The organism is Actinoallomurus iriomotensis (assembly GCF_030269445.1).
Classification (GTDB): Bacteria; Actinomycetota; Actinomycetes; order Streptosporangiales; family Streptosporangiaceae; genus Actinoallomurus; species Actinoallomurus iriomotensis.
The window spans coordinates 302992-328903 of the sequence record NZ_BSTJ01000007.1 but is presented as its reverse complement, the minus strand read 5'-3'; the positions used below and the strand labels follow the sequence as shown (position 1 = coordinate 328903).

The 25912-nt window shown below is 72.1% G+C and carries 26 protein-coding genes and 1 pseudogene; 14 read left to right on the top strand and 13 right to left on the bottom strand.

Annotated features, from left to right (window positions below; all coding sequences use genetic code 11):
* Positions 1-33: 33 nt before the first annotated feature.
* The gene (locus QSK37_RS28245) at positions 34-1005 is read right to left on the bottom strand and encodes an N-acyl homoserine lactonase family protein (protein WP_285626915.1); all 972 of its coding nucleotides are present in this window, start codon (positions 1003-1005) and stop codon (positions 34-36) included.
* 72 nt (positions 1006-1077) lie between these two features.
* On the opposite strand from QSK37_RS28245, the gene QSK37_RS28240 reads away from it, so the two are divergent.
* Positions 1078-1713 (top strand): TetR/AcrR family transcriptional regulator, encoded by a 636-nt coding sequence (locus tag QSK37_RS28240; protein ID WP_285626913.1) that lies wholly within the window; start codon positions 1078-1080, stop codon positions 1711-1713.
* Positions 1714-1845: 132 nt separating this feature from the next.
* Here QSK37_RS28240 and QSK37_RS28235 read toward each other — a convergent pair whose 3' ends face one another.
* Entirely contained in the window at positions 1846-4269 is a 2424-nt protein-coding gene (locus QSK37_RS28235) for an MFS transporter (protein ID WP_285626911.1), read from the bottom strand.
* A gap of 118 nt (positions 4270-4387) precedes the next feature.
* Between QSK37_RS28235 and QSK37_RS28230 the strand changes: the two genes are divergently transcribed.
* Positions 4388-4936 carry a TetR/AcrR family transcriptional regulator gene (locus QSK37_RS28230; RefSeq protein ID WP_285626908.1) on the top strand — a complete coding sequence of 183 codons (549 nt, stop codon included), beginning with the start codon at positions 4388-4390 and terminating at the stop codon, positions 4934-4936.
* A gap of 174 nt (positions 4937-5110) precedes the next feature.
* Here QSK37_RS28230 and QSK37_RS28225 read toward each other — a convergent pair whose 3' ends face one another.
* The gene (locus QSK37_RS28225) at positions 5111-6718 is read right to left on the bottom strand and encodes an amidohydrolase (protein WP_285626906.1); all 1608 of its coding nucleotides are present in this window, start codon (positions 6716-6718) and stop codon (positions 5111-5113) included.
* 179 nt (positions 6719-6897) lie between these two features.
* On the opposite strand from QSK37_RS28225, the gene QSK37_RS28220 reads away from it, so the two are divergent.
* Positions 6898-7965: a hypothetical protein gene (locus QSK37_RS28220; protein ID WP_285626904.1), complete on the top strand. Its 1068-nt coding sequence runs from the start codon at positions 6898-6900 to the stop codon at positions 7963-7965.
* A 107-nt stretch (positions 7966-8072) separates the two neighbouring features.
* Positions 8073-8444, top strand: coding sequence for a hypothetical protein (locus tag QSK37_RS28215; protein WP_285626902.1), 372 nt, complete (start codon positions 8073-8075; stop codon positions 8442-8444).
* Between the two features lie 4 nt (positions 8445-8448).
* Here the strand turns inward: QSK37_RS28215 and QSK37_RS28210 are convergent, their stop codons facing one another.
* From QSK37_RS28210 to QSK37_RS28200, 3 genes are read right to left on the bottom strand one after another with little or no spacing between them, the layout of a single operon-like run.
* A complete protein-coding gene (locus tag QSK37_RS28210) occupies positions 8449-9357 on the bottom strand; it encodes an acetamidase/formamidase family protein (RefSeq protein WP_285626900.1) in 909 nt (302 codons plus the stop codon).
* 2 nt (positions 9358-9359) lie between these two features.
* A complete protein-coding gene (locus tag QSK37_RS28205) occupies positions 9360-10724 on the bottom strand; it encodes an APC family permease (protein WP_285626897.1) in 1365 nt (454 codons plus the stop codon).
* A gap of 42 nt (positions 10725-10766) precedes the next feature.
* A complete protein-coding gene (locus QSK37_RS28200; protein WP_285626894.1) occupies positions 10767-11648 on the bottom strand; it encodes a proline iminopeptidase-family hydrolase in 882 nt (293 codons plus the stop codon).
* 98 nt (positions 11649-11746) lie between these two features.
* On the opposite strand from QSK37_RS28200, the gene QSK37_RS28195 reads away from it, so the two are divergent.
* The gene (locus QSK37_RS28195) at positions 11747-12481 is read left to right on the top strand and encodes a FadR/GntR family transcriptional regulator (protein ID WP_285626890.1); all 735 of its coding nucleotides are present in this window, start codon (positions 11747-11749) and stop codon (positions 12479-12481) included.
* Positions 12482-12513: 32 nt separating this feature from the next.
* Here QSK37_RS28195 and QSK37_RS28190 read toward each other — a convergent pair.
* Both QSK37_RS28190 and QSK37_RS28185 read right to left on the bottom strand, forming a co-directional pair.
* A pseudogene (locus QSK37_RS28190) lies at positions 12514-13083 on the bottom strand (alpha/beta fold hydrolase); the annotation flags it as partial.
* A gap of 65 nt (positions 13084-13148) precedes the next feature.
* On the bottom strand, positions 13149-14309 hold the full coding sequence (locus QSK37_RS28185) for an FAD-dependent oxidoreductase (protein ID WP_285626888.1): 1161 nt from the start codon (positions 14307-14309) through the stop codon (positions 13149-13151).
* An 85-nt stretch (positions 14310-14394) separates the two neighbouring features.
* On the opposite strand from QSK37_RS28185, the gene QSK37_RS28180 reads away from it, so the two are divergent.
* Both QSK37_RS28180 and QSK37_RS28175 read left to right on the top strand, forming a co-directional pair.
* Positions 14395-14934 (top strand): TetR/AcrR family transcriptional regulator C-terminal domain-containing protein, encoded by a 540-nt coding sequence (locus QSK37_RS28180; RefSeq protein WP_285626885.1) that lies wholly within the window; start codon positions 14395-14397, stop codon positions 14932-14934.
* Positions 14935-14977: 43 nt separating this feature from the next.
* Positions 14978-15745, top strand: a complete 768-nt coding sequence (locus QSK37_RS28175) for a DUF72 domain-containing protein (RefSeq protein ID WP_285579964.1) — start codon at positions 14978-14980, stop codon at positions 15743-15745.
* Positions 15746-15754: 9 nt separating this feature from the next.
* Here the strand turns inward: QSK37_RS28175 and QSK37_RS28170 are convergent, their stop codons facing one another.
* Positions 15755-16660: a TIGR03619 family F420-dependent LLM class oxidoreductase gene (locus QSK37_RS28170; RefSeq protein WP_285626883.1), complete on the bottom strand. Its 906-nt coding sequence runs from the start codon at positions 16658-16660 to the stop codon at positions 15755-15757.
* A 103-nt stretch (positions 16661-16763) separates the two neighbouring features.
* On the opposite strand from QSK37_RS28170, the gene QSK37_RS28165 reads away from it, so the two are divergent.
* Positions 16764-17042 (top strand): hypothetical protein, encoded by a 279-nt coding sequence (locus tag QSK37_RS28165; protein ID WP_285579960.1) that lies wholly within the window; start codon positions 16764-16766, stop codon positions 17040-17042.
* 185 nt (positions 17043-17227) lie between these two features.
* A complete protein-coding gene (locus QSK37_RS28160) occupies positions 17228-17362 on the top strand; it encodes a hypothetical protein (protein WP_285626880.1) in 135 nt (44 codons plus the stop codon).
* 40 nt (positions 17363-17402) lie between these two features.
* On the opposite strand, the gene QSK37_RS28155 is transcribed toward QSK37_RS28160, so the two are convergent.
* Positions 17403-17978: a TIGR03086 family metal-binding protein gene (locus QSK37_RS28155; protein ID WP_285626877.1), complete on the bottom strand. Its 576-nt coding sequence runs from the start codon at positions 17976-17978 to the stop codon at positions 17403-17405.
* 97 nt (positions 17979-18075) lie between these two features.
* Between QSK37_RS28155 and QSK37_RS28150 the strand changes: the two genes are divergently transcribed.
* Both QSK37_RS28150 and serA read left to right on the top strand, forming a co-directional pair.
* Positions 18076-18882, top strand: coding sequence for a helix-turn-helix domain-containing protein (locus tag QSK37_RS28150; RefSeq protein WP_285626874.1), 807 nt, complete (start codon positions 18076-18078; stop codon positions 18880-18882).
* Between the two features lie 75 nt (positions 18883-18957).
* Positions 18958-20175 carry a phosphoglycerate dehydrogenase gene (gene serA, locus QSK37_RS28145; RefSeq protein WP_285579953.1) on the top strand — a complete coding sequence of 406 codons (1218 nt, stop codon included), beginning with the start codon at positions 18958-18960 and terminating at the stop codon, positions 20173-20175.
* A gap of 67 nt (positions 20176-20242) precedes the next feature.
* Here serA and QSK37_RS28140 read toward each other — a convergent pair whose 3' ends face one another.
* Positions 20243-21889, bottom strand: a complete 1647-nt coding sequence (locus tag QSK37_RS28140; protein ID WP_285626872.1) for an APC family permease — start codon at positions 21887-21889, stop codon at positions 20243-20245.
* A 318-nt stretch (positions 21890-22207) separates the two neighbouring features.
* Here QSK37_RS28140 and QSK37_RS28135 point away from each other — a divergent pair, with 318 nt between their 5' ends.
* The 3 genes from QSK37_RS28135 (at position 22208) to QSK37_RS28125 (ending at position 24360) form a co-directional block, all read left to right on the top strand.
* Complete coding sequence (locus tag QSK37_RS28135) at positions 22208-22456, top strand: hypothetical protein (RefSeq protein ID WP_285579951.1); 249 nt, start codon at positions 22208-22210, stop codon at positions 22454-22456.
* Between the two features lie 199 nt (positions 22457-22655).
* Positions 22656-23444, top strand: coding sequence for an SAM-dependent methyltransferase (locus tag QSK37_RS28130; protein ID WP_285626869.1), 789 nt, complete (start codon positions 22656-22658; stop codon positions 23442-23444).
* 79 nt (positions 23445-23523) lie between these two features.
* On the top strand, positions 23524-24360 hold the full coding sequence (locus tag QSK37_RS28125; RefSeq protein ID WP_285626867.1) for an IclR family transcriptional regulator: 837 nt from the start codon (positions 23524-23526) through the stop codon (positions 24358-24360).
* On the opposite strand, the gene QSK37_RS28120 is transcribed toward QSK37_RS28125, so the two are convergent.
* On the bottom strand, positions 24357-25286 hold the full coding sequence (locus tag QSK37_RS28120; RefSeq protein WP_285626865.1) for a PfkB family carbohydrate kinase: 930 nt from the start codon (positions 25284-25286) through the stop codon (positions 24357-24359). The genes QSK37_RS28125 and QSK37_RS28120 overlap by 4 nt on opposite strands.
* Positions 25283-25882 (bottom strand): bifunctional 4-hydroxy-2-oxoglutarate aldolase/2-dehydro-3-deoxy-phosphogluconate aldolase, encoded by a 600-nt coding sequence (locus QSK37_RS28115; protein WP_285579942.1) that lies wholly within the window; start codon positions 25880-25882, stop codon positions 25283-25285. Before QSK37_RS28115 ends, QSK37_RS28120 begins: the two co-directional genes overlap by 4 nt.
* Between the last annotated feature and the right edge of the window lie 30 nt (positions 25883-25912).

Below are 25912 nucleotides of genomic sequence, written 5' to 3'. Positions count from 1 at the left end.
CGAACCGCGTCCCGGAGGGGAGCGCGACGTCGTTCACTCGGCGTGGCCGACCGAGCCGCCGTCCGCTGCCGGCACGAAGCGAGGGAGCCGGGCCGGGTTGATGTTGGCGAGTTCGTCGAAGGTGGCCCGTTCGTAGGACTTGGCCCAGGCGAGGTCCGCATCGGACAGTTGGCCGGCGGCCAGGCCGGTGATCAACCGCTCGCCGTATTCGGTGTGGTCGTGCGAGGTCAGGACGAGCAGTTCCGGGAGTTCCCGGCGCAGCCACTGGATGCGGCGGATCGAGTCGACATAGCGCGTCTCGCCGCCGGTCTGGATGGCGCGCACCTGGTCGACCGCGAGGTGCCGGATGGTGTACATCGCGTCGCCGGTCAGGAGGAACCGGTGGTCGACCAGCACGCTCGTGCTGCCGGGGCTGTGCCCCGGGGTGGGCAGAGCGATGACACTGCCGTCGCCGAACACGTCCGCTGAACCGGCGAAACCGCCGAGGGCCGGGCCGGTGAATTCGAGTGGGCGCCAGTCGGTGATCGCCGCGATCGACGGCGGGTAGGCCAGTGGCACGAGGCCGAACACCTTGTCCTCGCGCGCCGCGTACTCGGCCGCGCCCAGGTAGGCCGGGGCGTGCGCGAACAGGTTGAGCGCGCCGACGTGGTCCTCGTGGAAATGCGTGATGAACACCGCGCGGATGTCCTCCGGGCGGTGGCCGAGCCGCGCGAGCCGGGTCGGCATCGTCTCCTCGGCCGGCAGGTCGTACTCGTCGGCGTCCATCACGTGCTCCATGATCGAACCGCGGTAGTAGTCGGTGTGCGCGGCCTGCGCCGGGCTGATCCCGGTGTCCACCAGAAGCGGGCCGACGGTCGGGTGCTCAAGCAGGTAGGCGTGGATCGGCACCCAGATGAAGTGGTCCTTGTCGGCGGCGAACTCGCTGACGGAGAACCCTTGCAGGCCACCGTAGAACTGGCCGAACGGGACCTTGGTGCGACCGATGCGCAGCGGGTGGATGTTCATGACCGACTCCCCTCCGATACGTCGGAACGGGTCCGTTCCGACGCTTCCCGGCGAAGCGTAGTGAGGAGAACGATGGAACGCAACCGTTCCGTCGTGGATATACTGCGCGGCATGCCGCACAAGCGCGAGCCGGCCGGCGCCGCCGTGCTCCAGGAGTCCGTCACCAGCGCGATCACGACCGCGATGTTCGACGAGTTGGCCGAGACCGGATATGCCCGCATGTCCGTCGACGCGGTGGCTCGGCGGGCCGGCGTCGGCAAGGCCGCCATATACCGCCGCTGGCCGTCCAAGCAGGCCATGTTGCTCGACCTGCTCGAGGCGGCGGTGCGCCGGAACGTGCCAGATGTGCCGGATTCGGGGTCTCTGGCCGGCGATGTGCGCGGCTTCCTGGATGTGATCGTCGCGCAGGCCGGTGATCCGTGGGTCAGACGGATCGCGCTGGACATGATGGCCGAGACCACGCGCAGTCCCGAACTCGGCACCGCGCTCCGCGAGGCGGTGGCCGGACCACGTCGTGCCGCTGCCGCCGCCGTTCTGCGCCGGGGGGTCGAACGCGGCGAACTGCCCGCCGACATCGACCACGAGCTCGGCCTCGACCTGCTGATCTCGCCCTTGCTGGTGCGCCTTCTGCTGGACGAGGGACCGGTCGACGACGCCTACCTGAGCCGGCTGACCACGGTCATCGTGGCCGGCCTCGGCTCAGCGTGATCGCTACCGGCGTGAAGACCACGGGCTGACGCGGTCCTCGACCTCTCCGCCCTGCCTGAAACGCGACGGGCGACCGCCGTCGACGGCGGTCGCCCGTGAGTCAGACCGGAGGTCGGCCGGTCAGGTGCCGGATCAGTGGCCCAGCCACACGTCGTGGGCTTCCTCGTCCTTGCCGTTCAGCACCACGGAGGAGGCGACCGGCGGGTAGCCGGAGGCCGTGATCGTGTACTGGCCGCTGGTCAGGTCGCCGAAGGTGTACGTGCCGTCCGGGCCGGTGGTCGTGACGCCCACGACGTTGCCCTGGGCGTCCACCAGCGTGACCCGGGCGTCCGGCAGCGGGCCGCGGCCCTCCGCCTGGATCGTGCCGCCGATGCGGGCGCCCGCGGGGAGTTCGATCTCCTTGTGGGTGCGCGCGCCGTTCAGCTCGACCGGGATCGCGGTCGGGCGGTGCGTCGCCGCGCTGACCGCCAGGGTGTAGGCACCGGAGGGCAGGCCGGAGAAGGCGTACTGGCCGTCGGCGCCCGTGGTGCCGGTCGTCACGACCTCGCCGTACAGGTCGGTCACGACCACCCGGGCGTCCGGGACCGGTTCGCCGTGGGCGTCGCGGACCAGGCCGGTCAGTCCCGCCGAGCCCGCGAGGACCGGGTGGAACTCCACCGGCCGGTCGCCGACCACCAGCGTGCTCGCCTGCGGCTCGTGGCCCTCCGACGACGCGACCAGGACGTACGTCCCCGCGCCCGGCGTGGTCAGCTCGTACCGGCCGTCCGCCCCCGCGGACGTGCGGCCGAGCTGGTGGCCCTGGATGTCGATCAGCGTGAGCACCGCCCGGGTCGCCGGGGCGCCCTCGGGGCTGCCGACGAAACCGTGGATCACGCTGCCGCGCGGCGGCACAGGGTCGACGACGGTCGGGGCCGCGTGACGACCCACGCCTTGAGCGGGCCCGGCGACCGACGCGGCCGGGGCCGTCGGCGCGGCCGACACCGCCGCCGGAGCCGCCGAGGCGGCGGGGGCGGCCGCCGGGCCGCTTCCGCGCAGCGGCACCTCGCGGATCAGCCAGGCGACCAGGAACCCGGCGAACGCCAGCACGGCCCCGCCGACGACCACTCCGTGCACGCCGTTAGTGACGCCCAGCTCGAACGCGTCGCGCACCATCTGCGGCAGCTTGTGCAGGGCCGCGGGGGTCACGTGGACGCCGCCGTCGGTCAGCGAGCCGCCGGCCTTGGAGCCGAGGTGCTCGGACAGGGTGTCCTGGAGGCGGTTGGTGTAGATCGAGCCGAGCAGCGCGACGCCGAGCGAGCCGCCGATCGTGCGGAAGAGGGTGACCGAGCCGCTGGCCGCGCCCATGTCACGCAGTTCGACGCTGTTCTGGGTGACCAGCATCGTGTTCTGCATGATGAAGCCCATGCCCAGGCCGACGCCGAGGGTCAGCGCGGAGCTCGCCGCCGTGCTGGTGTCCACCTTCAGCATGAGGAGGATGAGCATGCCGGCGGTCAGGATCGCGCCGCCGATGATCGGGTAGATGCGGTAGCGGCCGTTGCGGGTGATGAGCTGGCCGGTGGTCAGCATCACGATGAGCATGCCGAACATCAGCGGCAGGAGCAGCAGGCCGCTCGCCGTGGCCGAGGCGCCCTGGACGTACTGCATGTACTGCGGGAGGAAGTTGACCGCGCCGAACATCGCGGCGCCGACCAGGAAGCTGAGGATCTGCGCGACGCTGAAGTTGCGGCTGCGGAACAGGCGGGGCGGCAGGATCGGCTCCGACACCTTGCTCTCGGCGTACACGAAGAGCACCAGCGTCACGACGGCGACGATCGCCAGCACGATGATCTGCCAGGACAGCCAGGGGTACTCCGTGCCGCCCCAGCTCGCGACCAGGGTGAGCGAGACGACGCCGACGGTCAGCAGGAACGCCCCGATGAAGTCGATCTTGGCCTTGACGTGCTGGGTGTGCAGGCGCATGCCCAGGCCGGTCACCAGCAGCGCGGCGGCGCCCAGCGGCAGGTTCACGTAGAACGCCCAGCGCCAGCTGGCGTGGTCGGTCAGGAAGCCGCCGAGCAGCGGTCCGCCGACGAACGCCACCGGCATCATGCCGCCGATCAGCGCCTGGAAGCGGCCGCGTTCGCGCGGCGGGACCAGGTCACCGATGATCGCCATCGCGCCGACCATCAGACCGCCGGCGCCCAGACCCTGCAGCGCGCGGAAGCCGATGAGCTGGTCCATGTTCTGCGACATGCCTGAGAGCGCGGAGCCCGCGAGGAACACGACGATCGCGGACATGAACATGCCCTTGCGGCCGTACAGGTCGCCGAGCTTGCCCCAGATGGGCGTCGCGGCCGCGGTGGCGAGCGCGTACGCGGTGACGACCCAGGACAGGTGGGCGAGGCCGCCGAGGTCCCCCACGATCGTCGGCAGGGCCGTACCGACGATGAGGTTGTCGAGCATGGCCAGGAACATGCCGAGCATCAGGCCGATCATCGCGATGTAGATCGACCGCGTGCTCCTGGGTGGTGCCGCCGTCTCCGGCGGAGTCACCTCCGCGGTGTCCGTGACCGTCATTGGTCCACCCCTCCCCGAAAGGACATCAGGTACCCCGATTCCCACCAATAGCAATCTTACTTGCCGTACGGTAAGCTACCAACTAACCGGGCGTCAAGTAAGGCAGGTGGGGCGGGGGATGGGCGAGCGCCGAAGCGACACACGCGAGCGGATCCAGGCGACGGCGCTGGAGCTGTTCGCCGAGCACGGCTACGAGAAGACCTCGCTGCGGGAGATCGCCGAGCGTCTCCACGTGACGAAGGCGGCGCTCTACTACCACTTCAACAGCAAAGAGGACATCGTCGTCAGCCTCTTCGACGGCCTCATCGCCGAGATCGACGCGACCATCGCCTGGCTCCGCGACCAGCCCCGCACCACGGAGACCCGCAGGGAGCTGGTCCAGCGGTACGCCCGGCTGGCCCACGACAGCCCGCCCGGCATGCGACGGCTGCTCCAGGACGTACGCTCCTCGATGCGCGAGCTGTCCGTCGGCGAACAGCTGCAGGAGCGGATGCGCACGATGGTCCGCCTGCTGACCGACCGGGACGCCCCGGCCCTCACCCAGCTCAAGTGCGTGATGGCCCTGGCCTCGATCAACGCCGCGATGTTCGTCCTGCAGGACACCGACATCGCCGCCGAGGAACGCCACGCCGCCGGCCTGACCCTCGCCCTGGAACTCGTCGGCTGACCCGGAGCGGCGAGCCGACGAGCGAGCGGAGTGGACGGTGAGGGACGAGCCGTCCGCGTAGCGAGTGAGGAGGCGAGCGCGACCGGCAAATGCGTGCGGCGAGCCGACGAGCGAGCGGAGTGGACGGTGAGGGACGAGCCGTCCGCGTAGCGAGTGAGGAGGCGAGCGCGACCATCAAACGCCGCCGTGGACGCGGCGGCCGGCGACATACGTCGCGTGCACCGGGATGGACGCGATGCCGTGCGGGTCGGCGGTCAGCGGGTTCTCGCCCAGGACCACGAAGTCGGCCGCGTACCCGGGCGCGAGGCGCCCGCGTGTGGAGGCCACGCCCTCCGCCTCGGCGGAGCCGATCGTGTAGACGCGCAGCGCCTCCTCCACGCTCACCCGCTGCGAGACGCCGACCGGGGCCCCGTCGTCCAGGCCCTCCCGCGTCACCATCGACTGGACGCCCACCAGCGGCTCGTACGGGCCGCACGGATGGTCCGACGAGCCCGCCACGGTCACGCCCGCGTCCAGGAAGGACCGGTGCGCGAACATCCGCTCCGTACGCGACGGGCCGTACCAGTGGTTCAGCGCGTCCCCGTGGTACGCGACGTAGCCCGCGAACGGGACGGCGACGGCGTCCAGGTCACGCATCCGCGCCAGGATGTCCTCGTCCACGACCGAGCAGTGCTCGATGCGGTGCCGGAGGCCCGGCCGGGGGAAGTCCCGCCGCGCGGCGGCGAAGGCGTCCAGGACCAGGCGGATCGCCGCGTCGCCGTTCGCGTGCACGCCGATCCGGTCGCCGCCCCGGTGCACCGTCGCCACGGCCTCGAACAGGTCCTCCGTCGAGGTCGTCTGCATGCCGTGGCCGCCGCCGTCGGCGTACGGCTCGGACAGCAGGCACGTGCGGCCGCCGACCGCCCCGTCCGCGAACGCCTTCACCCCCACGAAGCGCAGGAAGTCGTCGCCGAAGCCGCTCCCGACCCCCAGGGCGCGCGCCCGGTCGTAGTGGTCGAAGGACAGCAGCATGCCGACCCGCAGCGTCAGCAGGCCACGGTCCCGCGCCCGCCGCAGCAGCTCCACGTCCGGCGGCGCGACCAGCGCGTCGCAGATCGAGGTGAGGCCCGCGGCGTGCCACCGCCGGACGACACGCTCCAGGCCCCGCAGCCGCTCCTCCGGCGAGGCGGCCGGCAGCACGGCGCCGCCGCGCGCCGTCCCCCGATAGGCCACGTTCAGCAGCGCGCGTTCGATCAGCCGCCCGTCCAGGCGCCCGTCGGGGGAACGGCCGTACTCTCCCCCGGCCGGAGGCGGCGAGGACTCGTCGATGCCCAGTTCGCGTAGCGCGCGGGAGTTCGCGACGCCCCAGTGCCCGGCCACCTGCACGACGAGCACCGGGTGGTCCGGCGCGGCCCGGTCCAGGTCCCAGCGCGTGAGCGGCCCGGTCTTGGCGTCGTCGTACCGGCCGCCGCGGATCCAGGTCCCGGCCTCGGTCGTACGCGTCTCCGCGCCGACGCGGCCCAGGAGGTCCTCCACCCCGCTCACCGCGGCCGCCGACAGGTCGAGGCGCAGCAGTTCCTCGGCGGCGTGCACGAGGTGGACGTGGGCGTCGTGCAGGCCGGGGACGACCGTGGCCGCGCCGAGATCGACCTCGCGGGCGCCGGGGAACCGCGACCGCAGCGCGGCCAGGTCGCCGACGGCGCGGATCCGGTCGCCGTCCACGGCGAACGCCTCGGTCTCCGGCCCGTCGAGCGTGAGGACGCAGGCGGCGCGGAACAGCACCGGCGGGTTCTCGCGGATCACCGGTCACCCCCTCTCACAAGGGAACACGCAGTCGACGTCAAGCGAACGCTCATGCCCGCGTCCGGGTTTGGACATGATCTGTTCACCCGGTGATTCCGGCACAGCAACGGCCGCCGGTCGCATCACGTCTAATCTCATTTGCCATCCCTTGACCATTCCTTTGCGGCGAACGGTGGCCGATGGCATCCCGCCTGATCTTGCACATAGGCCTGCAGAAGTCCGGCACGACCTACCTCCAGGAGCTCATCGCGAGCGGCGCCGGGGAACTGGCCGACGCCGGCGTCGTCTACCCGGTGACACCCGCCGGCAAGCGGCGGCGCCGCACGGAGAACCACGAATGGGCCTCCTATGGCCTGCTCGGGCCGGAGTACCCCTGGGTGTCCGAGCAGCGGGCCGCGGCGGAGAAGGGCGCGTGGAAGACCCTCGAACGCCAGGTCGCCCGCACCAAAGGGACGGTCCTGCTGTCCGCCGAGGCGCTCTCGGTGCTCCGCGCGTCGGCGATCCGCGCGCTGCTCGACCGGCTGGCCGTACGGGACGTCGAGGTCGTGGTGACCGCGCGGAGCCTGAGCCGGTCGCTGCCGTCGCTGTGGCAGCAGCACGTCCGCAACGGCCGGCGTCTCGGATTCGAGCGTTACCTCGACATGCTGGCCGAGCAGCGACGCATGCCGTCGGCGCGGATCGAGGAGGACGTCGACCTGCATCTGTGGCGGGCGTTCGCGATCGGGCGCCTCGTACGGCGCTGGGCGCGCGAGGTGGGCGAGTCCCGCGTGCGCGTGGTGACCAGTCCCGGCCGTCCGCCGGAGCTGCTGTGGGCGCGCTTCGCCGAGGCGATCGGCGTGCCCGGTCTCACGTTCCGCTCCGACGAGGCCGAGCGGCCCGTGCACACGGGGCTGACCGCGCCCGAGGCCGTGGTCCTCACCTCGCTCAACGCCGCGCTGGCGTCGGCCGGCTGGCCGTCGGACCGGGCCCGGCGGCTGCGGGAGGCGGTGCTGACCGACGGCTTCCAGTCGCGCGCCGAGCGCGGGCCGCGCATCGCGATCCCGGCGCACTGGCGGTCGTGCGTCGCGGCCTGGAGCGCCGAGGACGTCGCCGACCTGCTGGACAGCGGCGTGACGCTCATCGGCGACGCGGCGGACCTGCGCCCGGAGCCGGCGCGCGAGGACATCCCGGCGCCCACGATCGAGGAGGTCGGCGCCGCGTGCGCGGCGGCCGTCCTCGCGGTGAACGGCAAGGTGACGGGATCGTAGGCGCGAGTACGCGCTGATCGGCACTTCGTTCCGCCAGGCGATACGGATCAATTCTTGACCAGGGCGAACTTGCGATCATTCGAAAGTTTGTTCGAGAATGCCTGGTCATGCGCGATGCCCGTCAGCTCGATCACTATCCGTCCGGCTCCTACCGGGTCGAGGCTCGGAATCCCTGGGTCTGGATCCGTCACCGGGGCGCGTGGCGGAAGGGCGCGATCCACTGCTGGTACGTCCACGGCGACGTCTGGATGGCCTGGATGCAGCACGAGGATCCGGCGCCGGACGTGCCGTGGGCGCAGTGGGGGCTGTACCAGTACGACGGGACCACCATCCGCCGGCGCTACTCCCCGGCGGCGCGGGCGCGCGTCGAGGTGCCGGACGGCGGACCGCGCGACCGGTTCACCGCGCTCCTGCGCGACACGGGCTACAGCGTCGTGCAGGAGAAGACGGAGGCGGCGGTGACCCTCCACCTCGGCTGAGGCCTCAGCCGAGGTGGACCAGCTCCAGATGCGCCGACACCACCCAGTTGGGCGCGTCCACGACCTCGGAGATCTTCAGGTCGGCGGCGACGCCGGCCAGCAGGTACGCGTCGACGGGGGCCAATCCGGTACGGGCGGCGATCTCCGCCACGAGCGCGCGGGTGGCCTCCACCGCCGCGGCCATGAGGTCGGGTCCGACTCCGGTCGTGGCGAGCGCCGCCCCGGTGCGGTGGGTGCGCGGGTGCGTCTCGATGACCGGCGTCCCCGGCGCGGCATCGCGGCGCAGCCCGACCCGGAGCCGTACGGTCGCGTCGGTCTCCACGCCGGTGCCGCTCACCTCGCCGTCGCCCATCGCGGCGTGCGCGTCGCCGAGCGAGAGCAGCGCGCCCTCGACGCCGACCGGCAGGACGAGCCGTGCGCCGGGGCCGATGTGGCGCACGTCGAGGTTGCCGCCCCAGCGGCTCGGCGGCACCATCGGGTGCGGTCCGGGCTCGGGCGGCGCCACGCCGATGGTGCCGATCATCGGCACGACCGGCACCGAGACGCCGGGCAGCAGCTCGGCACGGCCGTCCGCGATGGTGGAGACGCGCAGGTGCGGGTCGGGGAAGTCCTCGGCGAGCAGGCCGAAGCCGGGGATGCAGGCGGTCCAGCCCCAGGAGCCGACCTCCACGTCGAGGATGTCGACCACGAGCGCGTCACCCGGCCGCGCGCCCTCGACCGCGAACGGGCCGGTGACCGGGTTGACCCGGGTGAAGTCCAGGCCGGGCACGTCGGCGGCGGTCGAGCCGGCGGTGAGCTGGCCGCCGCTCGCGTCGGCGGTCTCGACGGTGATCTCGTCGCCGGGCGCGACCGTCGCGATCGGGTCCAGCGCGCGGTCCCAGGCGGTGTGCGTCTCGGTCCGCTTGACGTGCATGGTCAGTCCTCCAGAGAGAGCTCGGTGCCCCGGCCGGTCCGCCGGTAGAAGACGAGCAGGGCCGCGCCCACGGCCAGCCAGATGATCCCGCCGACCTTGGCGCGCGTGTCCGCGTTGACCAGGACGTAGCCGATGATCACGAAGCCGACGGCGGGGGCGACCAGGTGCAGGTGCCAGCGGCGGCTCCCGTTCCTGAGCACGAAGTGCACGAACACCGAGACGTGCAGCAGCAGGAAGGAGAACAGCGCGCCGAAGTTGACCAGCGACGACAGCAGGTCGACCTGGCCCACGAACGTCAGGCCGAGGATCAGTGAGAGCACCGAGACGAACAGGATGGCGCGCTCGGGAATCCTCCTCGTGGGGTGGACGTGCGCGAGGAAGGCGGGCAGCTTGCGGTCGCGCGCCATGCTGAACAGCAGGCGCGAGGTGGCGGCCTGCGCGACGAGGGAGTTGGCGACTCCCGCGGCCAGTGCCGAGGCGACCGCGACGGTCGTCTTGAGCCAGGCGCCGCTCGCGATCTTGGCGATGTCGTAGAACGCGGTGTTGGTCGGGTCGCCGTCGGCGAACGACGTCTGGTGCGGCACCAGCAGGCACGCCACGTACGTCTGGACGATGAACAGGGCGGCCACCGCGCACAGCGACAGCACCGTGGCCCGGCCGACGAGGCGCCGGTCGCCGTCCTTGACCTCCTCCGACAGCGTCGAGATGCCGTCGAAGCCGAGGAAGCTCAGCACCGCGATGGACAGCGCCCCGAAGATCAGGCCGGGCGTGACCAGGTGCGGCTTGAGCAGCGGGTCGAACGAGAAGTGCGCGCCGTTCTTGTGCGCCGCGATCGCCGCGATGCCGAACGCCGTGAAGAGCGCCAGCACGATCATCTCCAGCAGCAGGAACAGCCGGTTGAGCCGGGCCGTCGACTCGATGCCGAGATAGTTGACGACCGTGTTGACCAGGACGAACGCCACGATCCAGAGCCACTGCGGCACGCCCGGCAGCAGCGAGGTGAGCGCGGCGGCGCTGACGACGTACAGCAGGGTGGGAACCAGCAGGTAGTCGAGCAGGATCGCCCAGCCGGCGAGGAAGCCGACCTTGTCGTTGATGCCGCGGCCCGCGTAGGAGTAGACCGAGCCGGCGATCGGGAAGGCCCGCGACATCTCGCGGTAGCTGAGCGCGGTGAACAGCATCGCGACCAGCCCGATCACGTACGTGAGCGGCACCATGCCCTTGGCGCCGTTGAAGACCACGCCGAAGATGGCGAACGGCGCGATCGGGACCATGAACACCAGGCCGTAGATCATCAGGTCGGCCAGGCTGAGGGAGCGCTTGAGCTCCTGCTCGTACCCGAAGGAGTGGAGGGTCTCTGAGGACATGGGAGTGGGGGCCTCCTCAGTCGGTGGTGCTGCTCGCAGGGCTCAGTCGTGCTGGTCGAGGAAGGCGGCGACGGCCTTGAGACAGGCGTCCTTCTCCTCCACGTGCGGCATGTGGCTGGAGTGTTCGAAGATCTGCCACCGGACGTCGGCGATGCCGTCGGCGTACGGCCGGACGACCTCGGGGGTGGCCTCGTCGTACTTCCCGGAGATCAGCAGGGTGGGCACGGCGACGCGGTCGAGCCGGTCGATGATGGTCCAGTCCTTCAGCGTCCCGACCACGTGGAACTCGCTCGGCCCGTTCATCGTGTGGTAGACGGTCGGGTCCTCGTCCATCGCCGCGAAGGTCCGCGCGACCTCCTCGGGCCACGGGACCCGGCAGACGTGACGGTCGTAGAAGACCCGGGTGGCCCGGGTGTACTCCTCCGAGCCGGTGGTGCCGGCCTCCTCGTGGCGGAGCAGCGTCGCCTGGACGTCGGCCGGGAGCCGTGCGCGCAGTTCGCCGGCCGCGGCGAGCCACAGCTCCATCGACGCCGGCGAGTCGGCGATGACCAGCGACCGCAGGCCCGCGGGCCCGGTGACGGCGTGCTCGGCGCCGAGCATGCCACCCCACGACTGGCCCAGCACGTGGTAGCGGTCGCCGATGCCCAGATGGGCGATGAGGTTGGCCAGCTCCTCCACGAACAGCTCGACGGTCCAGAAGTCGGCGCCCCGGTCGCGCAGGTGCGTGGACCGGCCGTTGCCGAGCTGGTCGTAGTGGACGACCGCCCGTCCGGTGCCGGCCAGTTCGGCCAGGGAGTCGAGATAGTCGTGCGTGCAGCCGGGCCCGCCGTGCAGGACCACGAGGGGCGCCTTGTCCGCGCCCGGCTCCCCGGTCACGCGGTACCACGTCCGGTGGCCGCGGAAGTCGGCGTATCCCTCGTTCACCGGCAGACCCTCCTAGAGTTGGGATCACATTCCACGCAGCATAAGAGGGTAAAGGTCTAGTTTCCAGACCTTTACGTGCCGGACTTTCGGGGTGCGCATTGGCCGAGGAACCGCCACCGCTGGGCCCGCTGCGGGCCGCGACGACCGGCGAGCAGGTCGCCCACCGGCTGTCGACGGCGATCGCGCTGGGCGAGTTCAGCCTGGGCGACCGGCTGCCCAGCGAGCGCGAGCTGGCCGCGCTGCTCGAGGTGAGCCGCGAGAGCGTACGCGCCGCGCTGCGGCGGCTGACCGAGGCCGGCCTGATCGAGGTGCGGAGAGGCCGGGGCGGCGGCGCGTTCGTCCGCGCCCAGTGGGCCGAGTCCAGCGAGACCTCGGTACGCGAGGCGCTGCTCGCGCAGTGGGAGGACTTCGAGGCCCTGTTCGACTACCGGCGGCTGATCGAGAGCCTGATCGCCCGCACCGCCGCCCAGCGCGCCACCGACGACGACCGTGCGGCCATCCGCGCGGCGCTGACCGCCTTCGAGGGGTCGGCGAACCCGGCCGAGGCCCGCCGCCACGACACCGAACTGCACCTGGTGATCGCCCGCACGACGCACAACGCCCGCCTCGTACGGCTGCACCAGCTCCTGCTGTCGGAGGTGAGCCTGGGCGTGTCGGAGGAGCCGTACACCTGGGAGATCTACGAGGAGGCCAGGCCGCACCACCGCGACCTGGCCGAGGCGGTGCTCGGCGGCGACGCGGAACGCGCCGCCGAGGTCGCCGGCGAGCACTTCGCCATCACCGAGAACGCCCTGCGCCGCCTGGCCGCCCGGGTCGGCCGGGATCGGCCGTGAAGAAGTCCCGCAGCGCATCGGCCACGACGAGCGGGTCCCCGTCGTTCGTCGGGCCCGAATGGTCGAGGCGGGGGAAGGTCACGCACCGCGCGTGCGGGAGCACGGCGGCGAGCCGGCGCAGCGCGGCACGGAGGTAGGCGGGGGACCGTGACCAGGGCGGCGCCCGTACGACCGGCCGCGAGCTCCCGCTCGTAGCGCGGCAGCCAGTCCAACGGCATCGCGCCGCCGGCGTCCAGCGGCGGCTCGTAGAGCGCGATCCGCTCCAGTTCGGGTACGGCGAGGGCCGCGCGCAGGGCGACGAGTCCGCCGGAGCTCAGGCCGAAGATCCGGTTCGTCCCCGTCTCCGCGACCAGGGCCCGCACGTCCTCCACCTCACGTGCGACGCCGTAGTCCTCGCCGTGTCCGCCGCTCAGCCCGCGTCCGCGGCGGTCGGGCACGTAGACGGTGAAGTCGTCCGCGAGGGCCTCGGCGAGCCCGGTGAGGTGCTGCGACGCCAGCATTCCACCGTGCAGGAGGATCAGCGCGGGGCCGTCGCCCCAGCGCCGGTAGCCGATCGTCGTCCCGTCGGTGGATCGGACCTCACCCTTGCCGTACCCGCTCACGAGTCCTCCTTCGTCGGGAGAGTGACCAGACGCGCGTGTCTTTTCGGCTCGCTCGCTCCGCTCGCTCACAGCGTCACCTCTCCCCGGTTCGCGGTGTCCGATGGGACGAACCGCTTCGCCGCCCGCTTACCGACCTCCACCGCCGCGTTCCCGCGTTCGAGCAGGTCGCGCTGGTACTCCCCCAAGGCCGACGACAGGTCCCGCTCGCCTTCCAATGCCTCGGCCAGCCGCGCGCTCAGGCGTACGGCGTCCTGCATCGCGGTGTTCGCGCCGTTGCCTCCGCTGGCCAGGGTCAGGTGCGCGGCGTCGCCGAGCAACGTGACCCGCCCCACCGGCCAGGGCGGCATCGGCCGGTCGAGGACCTTGGACCGGCCGACCGCGCTCATGTCGGAGGAACGCACCAGCTCGAGCAGGTCGGGGTGCCAGCCGTCGATGAGCTCCAGCACCAGGTCGCGCGCGTCCTCCACGGCGGTGACCGCCGGATGCCCCGGTGGCACGAGCAGCACCCAGCGCACGTAGTCGTCGCGATACGGCAGGTCCAGGCCGGGAGACAGCTCGGCGGCGGCTGCGGACGGCTCACGGCCGAACCGCATCGGTCCCAGCATCAGCGTGATCCCCGGGCCCCTCACCATCGTGCCGCGGCCCGGCACCAGCCGCAGGAACCGCTCGGTGAGGGTGGTGCGGCCCATCGCCCCGCACAGGTCGGCGTCGGCCAGCCCGACCTCGGGCACGAGACGCCGCCGTACCGCGGAGTTCCCGCCGTCGGCGCCGACCAGCACCTCACCGCGGGACTCCGTGCCGTCGGCGAAGCACGCGGTGACCCCGCCCGTGTCTTCGGCGAAGTCCACGAGCCGTCTGCCGTACGCGACCCGGTCGCCCAGCCCGCCGAGCAGTATTCGCCGCAGCACCTGCCGGTCCGTCGCCAGAGCCCCCTGCGGCGGCCCCTCGTGGTCACGGCTCAACTCCGTGAGCCGCTCGTCGAAGAGCAGCCCCGGGCCGGTCAGCCACCCGCCCGTGGCCTCCGCCAGCGCGTACAGGCGCTCCGGCAGGGCCGCCCGCAGCGCCTCCAGGCCCGGCGACGCCAGGCCGATCCGGTACCCCTGGAAGCGGTCGCCGGTCCCGTCGTCGGCCTCGTACACCCGCACGTCGACACCCGCGCGCACGAGGGCGTGGGCGAGCGTCAGGCCGCCGAGCCCCGCTCCGATCACCAGTACGCGTCCGTCCATCTCGTCCTCTCCGTCCGAGGTGAACAACGTTCACGTGTACATTGTTCACATCGGCCACGCCGAGTTGTCAACCGGGAGGACTTCAATGGGGCAGCGCCGCGTCGAGGTGGTTCGGGCGGCGATCGAGCTGCTCGACGAGGTCGGTCTGGACGGCCTCACCATGCGGCTGCTGGCGGCCCGGCTCGGCGTACGGGCGAGCGCGCTCTACCGGCACTACCCGAGCAAGCAGGCCCTGCTGGACGCGATGGTCGCCCACCTGGCCACGCCGCCCGCCGCCGCCCCTCCGCCGCCCGAAGGCCCGTGGGACGAGCGGCTGCGCCACGTCGCGACCGGCGTCCGCGAGGTCATGCTGGCCCACCGCGACGGCGCGCGCCTCATGGCCGGCTTCCAGGACCCGGGCGGCGCCGCCGTCGCCGCCTTCCACGACCTCGTCGCCGCCCTCGGCGCCGACGGGCTCACCACCGAGGCGGCCGTCGTCGCCGTGGACACCGTCCTGGCGTTCGTCAACGGCTACACGTTCGAGGAGCAGGCGCGTAAGGCCGCCGTCCCCCGGGACCGCCGGGACCGCGACTTCCACGCTGGCCTCGAACTGATCATCGGCGGCGTCCACGCGTCGCTGCCCTGAAAGGCGGCAGGCGTACTTCGCCCTCCGCGGGTATGTACGCGGCATGCCGATCCTCGTTGGCACGTCCGGCTGGCAGTACAAGGACTGGCGGGGGCTGCTGTATCCGGCCGGACTGGCGCAGAACCGCTGGCTGGAGACGTACGCCGCCGCGTTCGGCACGGTGGAGAACAACAACGCCTTCTATCGCCTGCCCGCTCCGGAACTGTTCGAACGCTGGCGCGGCCTGACGCCCGAGGCGTTCGTGATGGCGGTCAAGGCCTCGCGCTACCTCACCCACATCAAGCGGCTCGTCGAGCCCGAGGAACCCGTCGAGCGCCTGATGAACTCCGTGCGCGGCCTCGGCGACCGGCTCGGGCCGATCCTGCTCCAGCTCCCGCCCACGCTCCGGGCCGAGCCGGAGCGGCTCGACCGCTGCCTGCGGGCGTTCCCGCCGGGCGTACGGGTCGCGGTCGAGCCGCGCCACGACTCCTGGTGGACCGACGAGGTACGGGACCTGCTCACCGAACGCGGCGCCGCCCTCTGCTGGGCCGACCGGCTCGGCCGGCCGCTCATGCCGCTGTGGCGGACGGCCGGCTGGGGGTACGTGCGGTTCCACGAGGGGGCCGCGAAACCGTGGCCGGGCTACGGCGACCAGGCGCTGCGCGCGTGGGTCGGCCGTATCGGCGACGCGTGGCCGGACGACGCCTACGTCTACTTCAACAACGACCCCGGCGGCGCGGCCGTACGGGACGCAATCCGGTTCGGGCGGTTCGCCGGACGGGCCGGGCTCCCGGTGAGCCGCACGCCCGATCCGGCCCTGGCGCGGGCCTGAGAGGAGCGGTCAGCCCATCGCCTCGCGGAAGCGCCCGGCGAGGTCGAGCATCCGCGTCAGGTCCCCGGTCGTCTGCTGGAAGTCGGCGAAGACCTCGTACGCGCCGGTCGACCGGGCGTACTCGGCGATCTGCTCGATGGTGCCGGTCCGCGGCACCAGGTCGGCGGCGGCCGGCTCGTCGGTGATCCTCGGGTTGATGCGCAGCATCATCCGCAGCGAGTCCGGGTCGCGGCCGGCGTCCTCGGCCGCGCGTCGCACGGCGTCCCACATCGGGGTCAGTACCGGCAGCGGCACGCCCCCGGCCAGCCAGCCGTCGGCGCGACGGCCGATGCGCCCGAGCGCCGCGGAGGAGTAGCCGCCCAGGTAGATCGGCGGGCGGGGGCGCTGGACCGGCTTGGGCTCGATGCGTGACTCCGGCACGGAGAAGGACCCGCTCTCGTACGTGACCGGGTCGTCCGCCCAGATCCGCTCCAGGACGTCGATGATCTCCTCCAGCCGCGCGCCGCGCCGCGCCCACGGCACGCCCGCCGCCGCGTACTCGTCCGAGGACCAGCCCAGGCCGAGGCCCACGTCGAGGCGGCCCTCGCTCAGCACGTCGAGGGTCGTGAGGCTCCGCGCGAGCAGCACCGGGGAGTACCAGGGGGCGTTCAGCGTGCTGGTGCCGAGCCGGACGCGCTCGGTGACCGCGGCGGCGGCGGTGAGCACGGTCAGCGGGTCGAGGAAGGTGGTGTACTCGGCCGGCATCCGCCCGTCGGCGCTGCCGGGGTAGCGATCGCGTGGGTGCACCGGGTCCAGGATGCGGTCGCCGGTCCACAGGCTGTCGAAGCCGAGCGCCTCGGCGGCGCGGGCCACCTCGATGACCGCGTCGCGCCGTGCGAACGCCCCGTACTGGCTCAGCGCCACGCCCACCCGCACGTTGAACTCCTTCCCTCGCGAGACCGGTGATCAACTTAGCCTGACGGGTCCGCCCGCAGGAATTCGGGAATGCCCGTCATAAGGGGACCAACAAGGGGGAACCATGTCGCACCACAACGGCCACGAGCACGGGCCCGCCTGCGGCCACGTGGCGGTCCCGCACGGCGACCACGTCGACTACGCGCACGAGGGCCACCTGGACGCCATGCACGAGGGGCACTGCGAAGAGTGCGAGCCCCGTGGCCACAGCGAGCACGATCACCACGAGCACCAGCACCGGGAGGGCTGCGGGCACGTCGCCGTCCCGCACGGCGACCACGTCGACTACATCCACGACGGGCACCGGCACGCCGCGCACAGCGGTCACTGGGACGAGCACTGACCGGGCACGCGCGGCGGCGTCGAACCCGTGTCGATCATCGACGGCCCAGAACTTGACGCGAGCACGATCTGATCGTGACCGATGTCCGGGCATACCGGGTTCATCACACCCACCACCGCCCGCTCGGAGCGGTAACCGTACCTAGGAGTGCAACGATGGGATTCTCGCGTTCGCGCCGTCCGATTATGCCGCTCGTCGTCCTGGCCATGACCGCCGCCCTCGCCTACGCCGCGGGCAAGCGGCAGTCCACCGGGGGCAGGTCCGGCGGTCGGATCAAGGCCGCGAAGCGTCGCGCCCGCAAGGCACGTTCGCGCGCCTGAACGGCTGAAGGACCGCCCGTGAACCCCGCCCGTCCGGCGCTCAGGGCCGCCAGGCGGGGTCGCGCCCCGCGAGGCCCAGCGCGCGTTCGACGGGCGAGGCCGACGCGGGGACCGGCACCTCCGGTCCGAACGCCCCGTACCGGCGCCCCATGTCCGCCATCGACGACACCTGGCCGAACAGCGCCTCGGCCAGGTCGTCGTCGAGGGCGAACTCCTGGCCGGTCGCCGTGGCCAGGTCCCAGCCGTGCAGCAGGAACTCGGCGAACACCAGCCCGCCGATCGTCCCGGCGGGCATCTCCATCTCTCCGGACAGAGTGGCGGTGCCCTCCCAGGCGGCCGGCTCGGACCAGGCCTCGGCGGTCGCGCGGGTCCGTTCGGTGAGGCGTTCCGCCCAGCCGGGCTCGGGGGCGAAGTCCTCGTCGGGGGCGCCGGTGTTCGGCCGCTTGAGCGCCGCCGCCCGCGCCGGTTCGGTCATCCAGCCCGACAGGTGGCCGAGCAGCGCGCGCACGTCGAACTCCGGGCACGGCGTGGCCCGGTCCATCATGTCCGGCCCGATCCCCCGGACCACCGCGTTCGACGCCTCGACGGCCCGCACCATCAACGGCCGCAGCTCCATGACCTCTCTCCTCCCGATCCGCCGCTCCCCCATGACGAGTACGCCACCGTAGCGGCGCGCCGGCGGACCGGTATTGAACAAATGCGACACTGCTCCCATGGCCGAAGGGGCATACGGGGGAGGGCGCGGCATCCTCCGGCGCCGCACCGCGCTCGACCGGTTCGCCATCGAGCGCCGGGCGCCCTCGCCGGACCTCGCGGCGTTCGCCGACTACCTCTGGATCCTCACTTGGGACCTGCGCGACCATGAGCCACACCGGCAACAGGTGCTCACCCGCCCGGCGATCAACCTGACCTTCACGACCGGAGGCAGAGCGAGGGTCGTCGGGGTCGTCCGCGACGTGTTCGGCGAGACGATCGCGGGCCGGGGGCGGGTCATCGGCGTGTGCTTCCGGCCGGGCGGGTTCCGGCCCTTCCTCGACGGGCCGGTGTCCGGCCTCACCGACCGGTTCACGCCGGTCGAGGAGATCTTCGGTCCCTCCGCCCGCGCCGTCGCGGACGCGATCATCGCCGAGCCGGACCGGGACCGCGCCGCCGAGCTGGCGGAGGATCTGCTGCGGTCCCGCGCGCCAGACCGGCCGGACCCGGTGATCGCCGAGGTCGCGGCCATCGTGGACCGCATCGCCGCCGACCCCGCCCTGCTGCGCGTGGACGATCTGGCTGCGGCCCTGGGCATCGGGGCGCGACGGCTGCAGCGGATCTTCGCCGAGTACGTCGGCGTGGGCCCCAAGTGGGTGATCCGGCGGCACCGGATGCAGGAGGCGGCCGAGCGCGCGGCGGCCGGCACCGGCGTCGACTGGGCCGCGCTGGCCGCCGAACTGGGTTATGCCGACCAGTCCCACTTCACCCGCGATTTCACCCGGACGCTGGGCATCTCCCCCGCCCAGTACGCTCGGAAGTGCTGACCGCAGCGGTGGCGCACCGGCGCGGCGGCCTCACATAGCATGAATACCGACCGAATCCGGTAGGAGGATTTCCAGGTGAGCCCCGCTAGTGCACCCCGCCGCGCGCTGCTGTTGGAGAACATTCACCCCGACGCGGTCTCCGGTCTGGAGAAGAACGGCTACGCCGTCGAGACCGTCGCCGGCGCGCTCGACGAGGACGAGCTGATCGCCCGCCTCGGCGGCGTCGAGCTGCTCGGCATCCGTTCCAAGACGAACGTCACGGACGCGGTGCTGGCCGCGGCGCCCGACCTGCTCGCGGTCGGCGCGTTCTGCATCGGCACGAACCAGATCGACGTGGCGTCCGCCTCCACGCGCGGCGTCGCCGTGTTCAACGCCCCGTTCTCCAACACCCGCAGCGTGGTCGAGCTGGTCATCGCCGAGATCATCGCGCTGACCCGCCGTCTCGTGGACAAGAACACCGGGATGCACGCCGGCGTGTGGGACAAGTCCGCCGAGGGCAGCCACGAGGTACGCGGGCGGCGCCTGGGCATCATCGGGTACGGCAACATCGGCAGCCAGCTGTCGGTGCTCGCCGAGAACCTCGGCATGTCGGTGTTCTTCTACGACACCGCCGACAAGCTCGCCCTGGGCAACGCGCGCCGCTGCTCCAGCATGGAGGAGCTGCTCGCCACGGTCGACATCGTGACGCTCCACGTGGACGGCAGGCCGGGCAACAGCGGCATGTTCGGCGAGGCCGAGTTCGCGCGGATGCGCCCCGGCAGCCTGTTCCTCAACCTCTCGCGCGGCTTCGTCGTCGACCACCAGGCGCTGCGGCAGCACATCGAGTCCGGGCACCTGGCGGGCGCCGCCGTCGACGTGTTCCCCAACGAGCCCAAGAAGCGCGGGGACGAGTTCGTCTCCGAGCTGCGCGGGCTGCCCAACGTGATCATCACGCCGCACATCGGCGGATCGACCGAGGAGGCGCAGCAGGACATCGGCCAGTTCGTGGCCGGCAAGCTGCACGACTTCGTCTCCACCGGCAACACCGCGCTCAGCGTGAACCTGCCGCCGGTCTCGCTGACCTCGCAGAACGGCGTGCACCGCCTGACCCACCTGCACCGCAACACGCCCGGCGTGCTGGCGACGATCAACAGCGTGCTCGCCGACCACCAGGTCAACATCGAGGGCCAGCTGCTCGGCACCCGCGGCGACCTCGGGTACGTGATCACCGACATCGGCAGCCAGTACACCTCCGACGTGATCGGTCAGCTCCGCGACCTGCCGACGACGGTCCGGCTGCGGCTGCTGTCCTGACGCCCGTACACCACGAGAGCGCCCGCCGGTCCGCAGGGACCGGCGGGCGCTCCGTTGTATGTGGGGGTCAGTCGGCGAGGTTGAGGGCCGGGGCCGACCTGAGCTCGGCCTCCTCCGCCTCCACGGCGGCGTTGACCTCGGTGCTGGAGACCGCGAGCGACACCGCGACGTAGTAGACGACGAGCGCCCAGACCGCGACGATCGCGATGTCCGCCCACTCGGGGATCGTGTTGTTGCCGCCGTACCGGCCGAGGGCGCCGATGACGACCATGACGCCGAACCACGGCCAGATCCAGAGCGAGGACCTCAGGTTGAGCCGGACGCGTTCGCCGGCGGGCAGCATCGCCCGGTTGACCGCGAAGATGATCAGGCCGAGGAGGGACGCCACACCGAGCTTCCACTCGGCCTGGAAGGTCGACCAGTAGATGATCAGGTTGGCCCCGACGAAGGAGAGCGGCGCGAGCACGTGGAGGGCGGGCAGGCGGTACGGCCGGGGCCGCTCCGGGTCGCGCAGGCGCAGCGCGGTGATCGCGATCGGCGCGAAGGCGTACATGATCGCGGTGGCCTCGGTGACCAGGGAGACGAGCTTGCTCCAGCTCGGGAAGGGCAGGAAGCACAGCTCGCCGACGATGAACGCGATGATGATCGAGATCAGCGGCACGCCCTTCCTGCTGACCTGGGCGACCTGCCTGGGCAGCGCCTTCTCCCGGCCCAGGGCGTAGGACAGGCGTGAGGAGGTCGCGATGTAGACCAGGCCGGTGCCGGCCGGGGAGATCACGGCGTCGGCGTACAGCATCCACGCCAGCCAGGCCACGCCGGCTCCGGTCGCCAGAGTGGCGTACGGGCCGAAGTCGCCCTTGCCGATCGGGTTGGCCCAGCCGTGCGCGAGGTTGCCCGGGTCGAGGGCGCAGATGAAGGCGATCTCCAGCAGGATGTAGATGACCGTGCCGATCACGGTGGCGGTGATGACCGCGCGGGAGACGTCCCGCTGCGGGTTCCTGGCCTCACCGGCGAGCTGGATCGCCTGCTCGAAGCCCTGCAGGGCGAAGACCACACCGGCGGGCAGCGCGGCGAACACCCCGTGTGCGCCGAACGGCGCGAATCCGCCGCCGGCCGTGAAGTTGCCGGCGTGGAAGGTCAGCAGCATCAGGACGACGATCGTGAGCAGCGGGATCGCCGTCTTCCAGACCACGGCGATCGAGTTGGACTCCGACAGGAACTTGACCCCGACGATGTTGATCACAATGAAGATCAGCATGAAGACGCTCGCGACGATCAACCCGGTGCCGGTCAGGGTGCCGTCGGTGTGCAGCAGCGGGAAGTTCCGGTGGACCCAGCCGATGTGGTCGGAGTACGACAGCGTCGCCTCGACCTCGATCGGGGCGAGTGACACCGCCTGGATCCAGGCCATCCATCCCGCGGCGAAGCCGGCCAACGGCCCGAACGCGAAGGCCGGGAACCGCGCGGTGCCGCCCGCGACGGGGTAGGCCGCGCCGAGTTCGGCGTGCACCAGGGCGAGCAGCGCCAGCATGATCGCGGCGAGCACCCAGGAGATCAGGGACGCGGGCCCGGCGAGCTTCGCCGCCGTCAGCGCGCCGAGTAGCCAACCCGACCCGATGATCGAACCCAGGGACACGAACATGAGTCCCCAAAATCCGACATCTCGGCGCAGATGTCTCCCCGAACCGACTGCGCCGGTCGTGGTGGTCGCCATGCCGCCTCCCTAAGCAGGGGTCTCTATCGAGTGTCGTCCGCGCGGCACTCACGGCCTCATCCGGGCAGCCGCGACCGCTCGCCGCGGACAGCCCGAGGAGCGCGAGCGCTGGAGGGAGAGTAGGCCGATCCGCACTGCCATGCAATGGATGAAACCGCTGGTCACGGCGGATTTCACCGTAATGAAACATTGCATAGTCAACTATGAGCAAAGTCTGAGCAAAGGCGGGTTACGACTCTCGGCGACGGGAAGTGAACGTTGGTTGCGGTGAGATCGCAGATACGTGCCATTCGAACTCGTGTTCGATACAATGAGGACATGAAGCGGCGAACGTGCGATCACCCGGTCCAGGTCGAGATCCGCGGCGACAGTCCGGCCTGCTTCCGTCAGGACGACTGCGACTACGAAGTCATCACCTTCCTCAAGATGCTCGCCTTCCGCCGTCCGCAGGACGGCGTCGACACCCAGCTCTGGCAGGTGCGGGCCCGGTCCGCGGACGCGCCGGAGCGCACGTACGAACTCGAGTGCGACCACGGCCACTGGCGCATGACGGCCTTCTGGTGCTGATCCGGTCCTACCCCGCCACTCCCGCCGATCGCCTCGTCTCGGCCATTCGTTACAAAACGGCCACAGCACCAGGTTCCCCGGCAGCGCGCTGGTAGTTTCCTTTTCGGAAACAACGCGAGCTTTTCCGGATGCGACGCGGGCGGCGGCCCTGTGGTCCCCGCGTACATTGACGCTCACCGAGCGGGACCGGGAGGCGCAGGTGACCGAACAGGCCTGGTTGCCCCGAGGCGTCGACGCACACCGGCCGACCGAAGCGAGAGTCCACGACTACGCGCTCGGCGGCAAGGACAACTACGCCATCGACCGCGCGTACGCCCACAAGCTCATGTCCCTCGTCCCCGGCATCGGCCGCCCGATCGTGGAGAACAGCAGGTTCGCCCGGCGCGCAATCCGCCACCTGCGCGACGCCGGCATCCGGCAGTTCCTGGAGATCGGCTGCGGCCTGCCGCGCCAGGGCAACGTGCACGAGGTGGCCGGCCCGGACGCGGCCGTCGTCTACGTCGACTACGACCCCGTGGCGGTCAGCCACTTCCAGGCGGTGCTGCCCTCCACCGGTCCCGCACGGGCGATCCGCGCCGACGCCACCAGGCCCGCCGAGGTCCTCTCCCACCCCGTGGTCGGCGAGGTGATCGACTTCGCCGAGCCGGTGGGCCTGCTGACGACCTATTTCTTCCACCTCGTCACGCCCGAGGACGACCCGGCGCGGATCCTGCGCGAGTTCCGCGAGCCGCTGGCCTCCGGCAGCCACCTGGTCCTCAGCCACCCGACGCTGGACTTCCTGGCCGAGGAGGAGATCGCGGCGGTCCGCGAGGTCTTCGCCGAGCTGCGCGAACGCGTGACGGTGCGCGGCCGGGCCGAGGTCGCCGCGCTCTTCGACGGCTTCGACCTCCTCGACCCCGGCGTCGTCGAAGCGCCCCGATGGCGTCCCGACCGCCCGTACCGGATGTCGGCCGGCCGGCTGCTCGCCGGAGTGGGCCGCAAGGCGTGAGGGCCTCACACCGGCGCGCGATGCATACCTGCGGTGAGCTGCCCGGTTTCGCGGGCGGCCACGGGGATAGGCTCAGCGTGTGGTGAGCTCGACCGGCGGTTCCATCGACAAGGCGCTCACGGTGCTGGAGGCGCTCGCCGAGCACCGGCGGGTGACCGACATCGCGACCGGCACCGGGCTGCCGAAGTCGACGGTGCACCGCATCCTGCAGTCGCTCGTCGGGTGGGGGTTCGCCCACCCCGACGGCAACGGCGGCTACGTGCCGGGTCCTCGCATCCTGACGCTGGCCGGCAAGGTGATGAGCCGCTTCGACCCGGCCCAGCACGCCGACACGGCCCTGCGGGGCCTGCGCGACCGTACGGGCTTCACCGTGCACTTCGCGGTCCGCAGCGGCGACGAGGCCGTCTACGTGCGCAAGCTCGAAGGCCTGCGCCCGTACCAGATGGCCTCACGGGTCGGCATGAGCATGCCGCTGCACTCCACCTCGATCGGCAAGGCCATCCTGGCCCGGCTGCGCGACGGGGAGGTCGCCTCGATCACCTCCCGTACGGGACTCGAACGCCGCACCGAACACACGATCACCGAGCCGAAGGCGCTGCTGGACCACCTGGCGGAGATACGCCGCCGGGGCTACGCGGTCGACGACGAGGAGAACGAGGCCGGCATCCGGTGCATCGGCGCGCCGGTCTTCGACCACACGGGCGCCGTGATGGGCGGCATCTCGATCTCGGGCCTGACCTTCGAGGTCACCCCGGACGACAAGGCCCTCGCGGACGAGGTCGTCACCGCCGCCCGCGAGGTCTCCCTGGCCCTGGGCGCCCCTGCGGACCGCGCCGTCGACGGCACGGACATCGCCGAAGCACCCCTGGGAGACCGCTCGACGCGGCCTCCCATCCGTCCCGCCGGCTCGCTCTAGAACTCGCGCAGCAGGGCGTCGATCTCGGCGGCGGTCGCCACGCGGCCGGTGCCGCCCTGGCCCGCCAGGGTCACGGACGCCGCCGCGGCACCCGCTCGCACCGCGTCCACCAGCGACGCGCCCGCGGCCAGGCGGGCCGTCACCACACCGGCGAACGCGTCACCCGCGCCCGTCGCGTCCACGATCACCTCCGCCGGTACGGCGGGCACGGTCGTACGGCCGGCCGCCGACGCCACGTGCACGCCGTCGGCGCCGCGGGTCACGGCGGCCGCCGCCGCGCCCAGCCGGAGGCACGCCTCGGCGGCCTTCCCCGGATCGGCGGTGCCCAGCAGCGCGACGCTGTCCGCCGGGCAGGACGGGGTGATCAGGGCGGCATGCGGGGCGACCTTCACGAGGGTCTCCCGCGCCGCCTCCGGGGTGATCAGCCGGCCGCGGAAGTTCGGGTCGTAGACGACCGCGCCGCGGGCCTCCTCCGCCGCGGCCACGACGGTGGCGGCGCAGGACGCCGACAGCGCCGCGGTGATGCCGCTCAGCAGCACCGCTCCGGCCTCGGCCACCGGGGCGGCGGCCACGTCCGCCGGGGACAGCCGTGACGCCGCGCTGCCCGACCGCATGTACGCGAAGGCGCGATCGCCGTCCGGGTCCGCACCGACGGCGTACGCGCCCGAATGGCCCGGCCCGCGCCACATCCAGCGCGTGTCGATGCCGTGCGCGTCGGCGAAGGCGATCAGGCGTTCGCCGAACTCGTCCTCTCCGGTCCGCGTGACCAGCGCGACGTGCGCACCGGTCGCGGCGGCCGCGACGGCGGCGTTGAGCGCGTCGCCGGAGAACGACAGGCGGAACGTCTCCGCGCTGGTCAGCGGCCTGGGCGCGGAGAACTCGACCAGCGGCTCGCCGATGACGACGACGTCCGGATGACCGCTCACGACAACTCCTCCAGCAGCTCCCGTACGGCCGCGGCCGGGTCGGGGGACTTGACCAGCTCCGAACCCACGCCCACCGCGTACGCGCCCGCGTCGAGGTAGGCGCGGACCTCGCCCAGGCCGATGCCGCCGGTCGGGACGATGCGCGCGCCCGGCAGGACGGCCAGGACCGAACGCAGGTACGCCGGGCCGCCGACGTGCGCGGGGAAGAGCTTGGCGATGCCGCGCCCGGACGCCGCCGCGACCTCGCCCGGCGTGAACCCGCCCTCCAGGAACACCGTGCCCGTGTCGGCGGCGAACACGCGGACGGCCTCGGCCGGGTACGGGCTGACGAGGAAGTCGGCGCCCGCCTCGACCGCGCGGCGCGCGTCGGCCTCGGTGGTCACCGTGCCCGCGCCGAGAACCGCGCCGGGATGGGCCTGCCGGACGTCACGCAGCGCGTCCGCCCAGCCGGGGGTCGTGGCGGTGAGCTCCACGACGCCGAGGCCCGCGTCGATGAGCGTCGAAGCCGCCCGCACGGCCCCACCGGCGTCCGGAGTGCGGAGCACGGGCAGCAGACGTGCCTCCCCGATCGCCCGCTCGATCGCGACATGGTCCATTCCGGCTCCCTTTGTTCCGCTGTACGGGAC

Bases quoted from the DNA above. Each gene is read 5' to 3' on its own strand.
- QSK37_RS28210 (WP_285626900.1), bottom strand. From the start codon at position 9,357: ATGCACGTCAAGCGGACCGAGACGCACACCGCCTGGGACCGCGCGCTG.
- QSK37_RS28160 (WP_285626880.1), top strand. From the start codon at position 17,228: ATGCCGCTCGTCGTCCTGGCCATGACCGCCGCCCTCGCCTACGCCGCG.
- QSK37_RS28245 (WP_285626915.1), bottom strand. From the start codon at position 1,005: ATGAACATCCACCCGCTGCGCATCGGTCGCACCAAGGTCCCGTTCGGC.
- QSK37_RS28220 (WP_285626904.1), top strand. From the start codon at position 6,898: ATGGCATCCCGCCTGATCTTGCACATAGGCCTGCAGAAGTCCGGCACG.
- QSK37_RS28155 (WP_285626877.1), bottom strand. From the start codon at position 17,978: ATGGAGCTGCGGCCGTTGATGGTGCGGGCCGTCGAGGCGTCGAACGCG.
- QSK37_RS28215 (WP_285626902.1), top strand. From the start codon at position 8,073: ATGCGCGATGCCCGTCAGCTCGATCACTATCCGTCCGGCTCCTACCGG.
- QSK37_RS28115 (WP_285579942.1), bottom strand. From the start codon at position 25,882: ATGGACCATGTCGCGATCGAGCGGGCGATCGGGGAGGCACGTCTGCTG.
- QSK37_RS28240 (WP_285626913.1), top strand. From the start codon at position 1,078: ATGGAACGCAACCGTTCCGTCGTGGATATACTGCGCGGCATGCCGCAC.
- QSK37_RS28235 (WP_285626911.1), bottom strand. From the start codon at position 4,269: ATGACGGTCACGGACACCGCGGAGGTGACTCCGCCGGAGACGGCGGCA.
- QSK37_RS28230 (WP_285626908.1), top strand. From the start codon at position 4,388: ATGGGCGAGCGCCGAAGCGACACACGCGAGCGGATCCAGGCGACGGCG.
- QSK37_RS28180 (WP_285626885.1), top strand. From the start codon at position 14,395: ATGGGGCAGCGCCGCGTCGAGGTGGTTCGGGCGGCGATCGAGCTGCTC.
- QSK37_RS28185 (WP_285626888.1), bottom strand. From the start codon at position 14,309: ATGGACGGACGCGTACTGGTGATCGGAGCGGGGCTCGGCGGCCTGACG.
- QSK37_RS28175 (WP_285579964.1), top strand. From the start codon at position 14,978: ATGCCGATCCTCGTTGGCACGTCCGGCTGGCAGTACAAGGACTGGCGG.
- QSK37_RS28165 (WP_285579960.1), top strand. From the start codon at position 16,764: ATGTCGCACCACAACGGCCACGAGCACGGGCCCGCCTGCGGCCACGTG.
- QSK37_RS28205 (WP_285626897.1), bottom strand. From the start codon at position 10,724: ATGTCCTCAGAGACCCTCCACTCCTTCGGGTACGAGCAGGAGCTCAAG.
- QSK37_RS28150 (WP_285626874.1), top strand. From the start codon at position 18,076: ATGGCCGAAGGGGCATACGGGGGAGGGCGCGGCATCCTCCGGCGCCGC.
- QSK37_RS28140 (WP_285626872.1), bottom strand. From the start codon at position 21,889: ATGGCGACCACCACGACCGGCGCAGTCGGTTCGGGGAGACATCTGCGC.
- QSK37_RS28135 (WP_285579951.1), top strand. From the start codon at position 22,208: ATGAAGCGGCGAACGTGCGATCACCCGGTCCAGGTCGAGATCCGCGGC.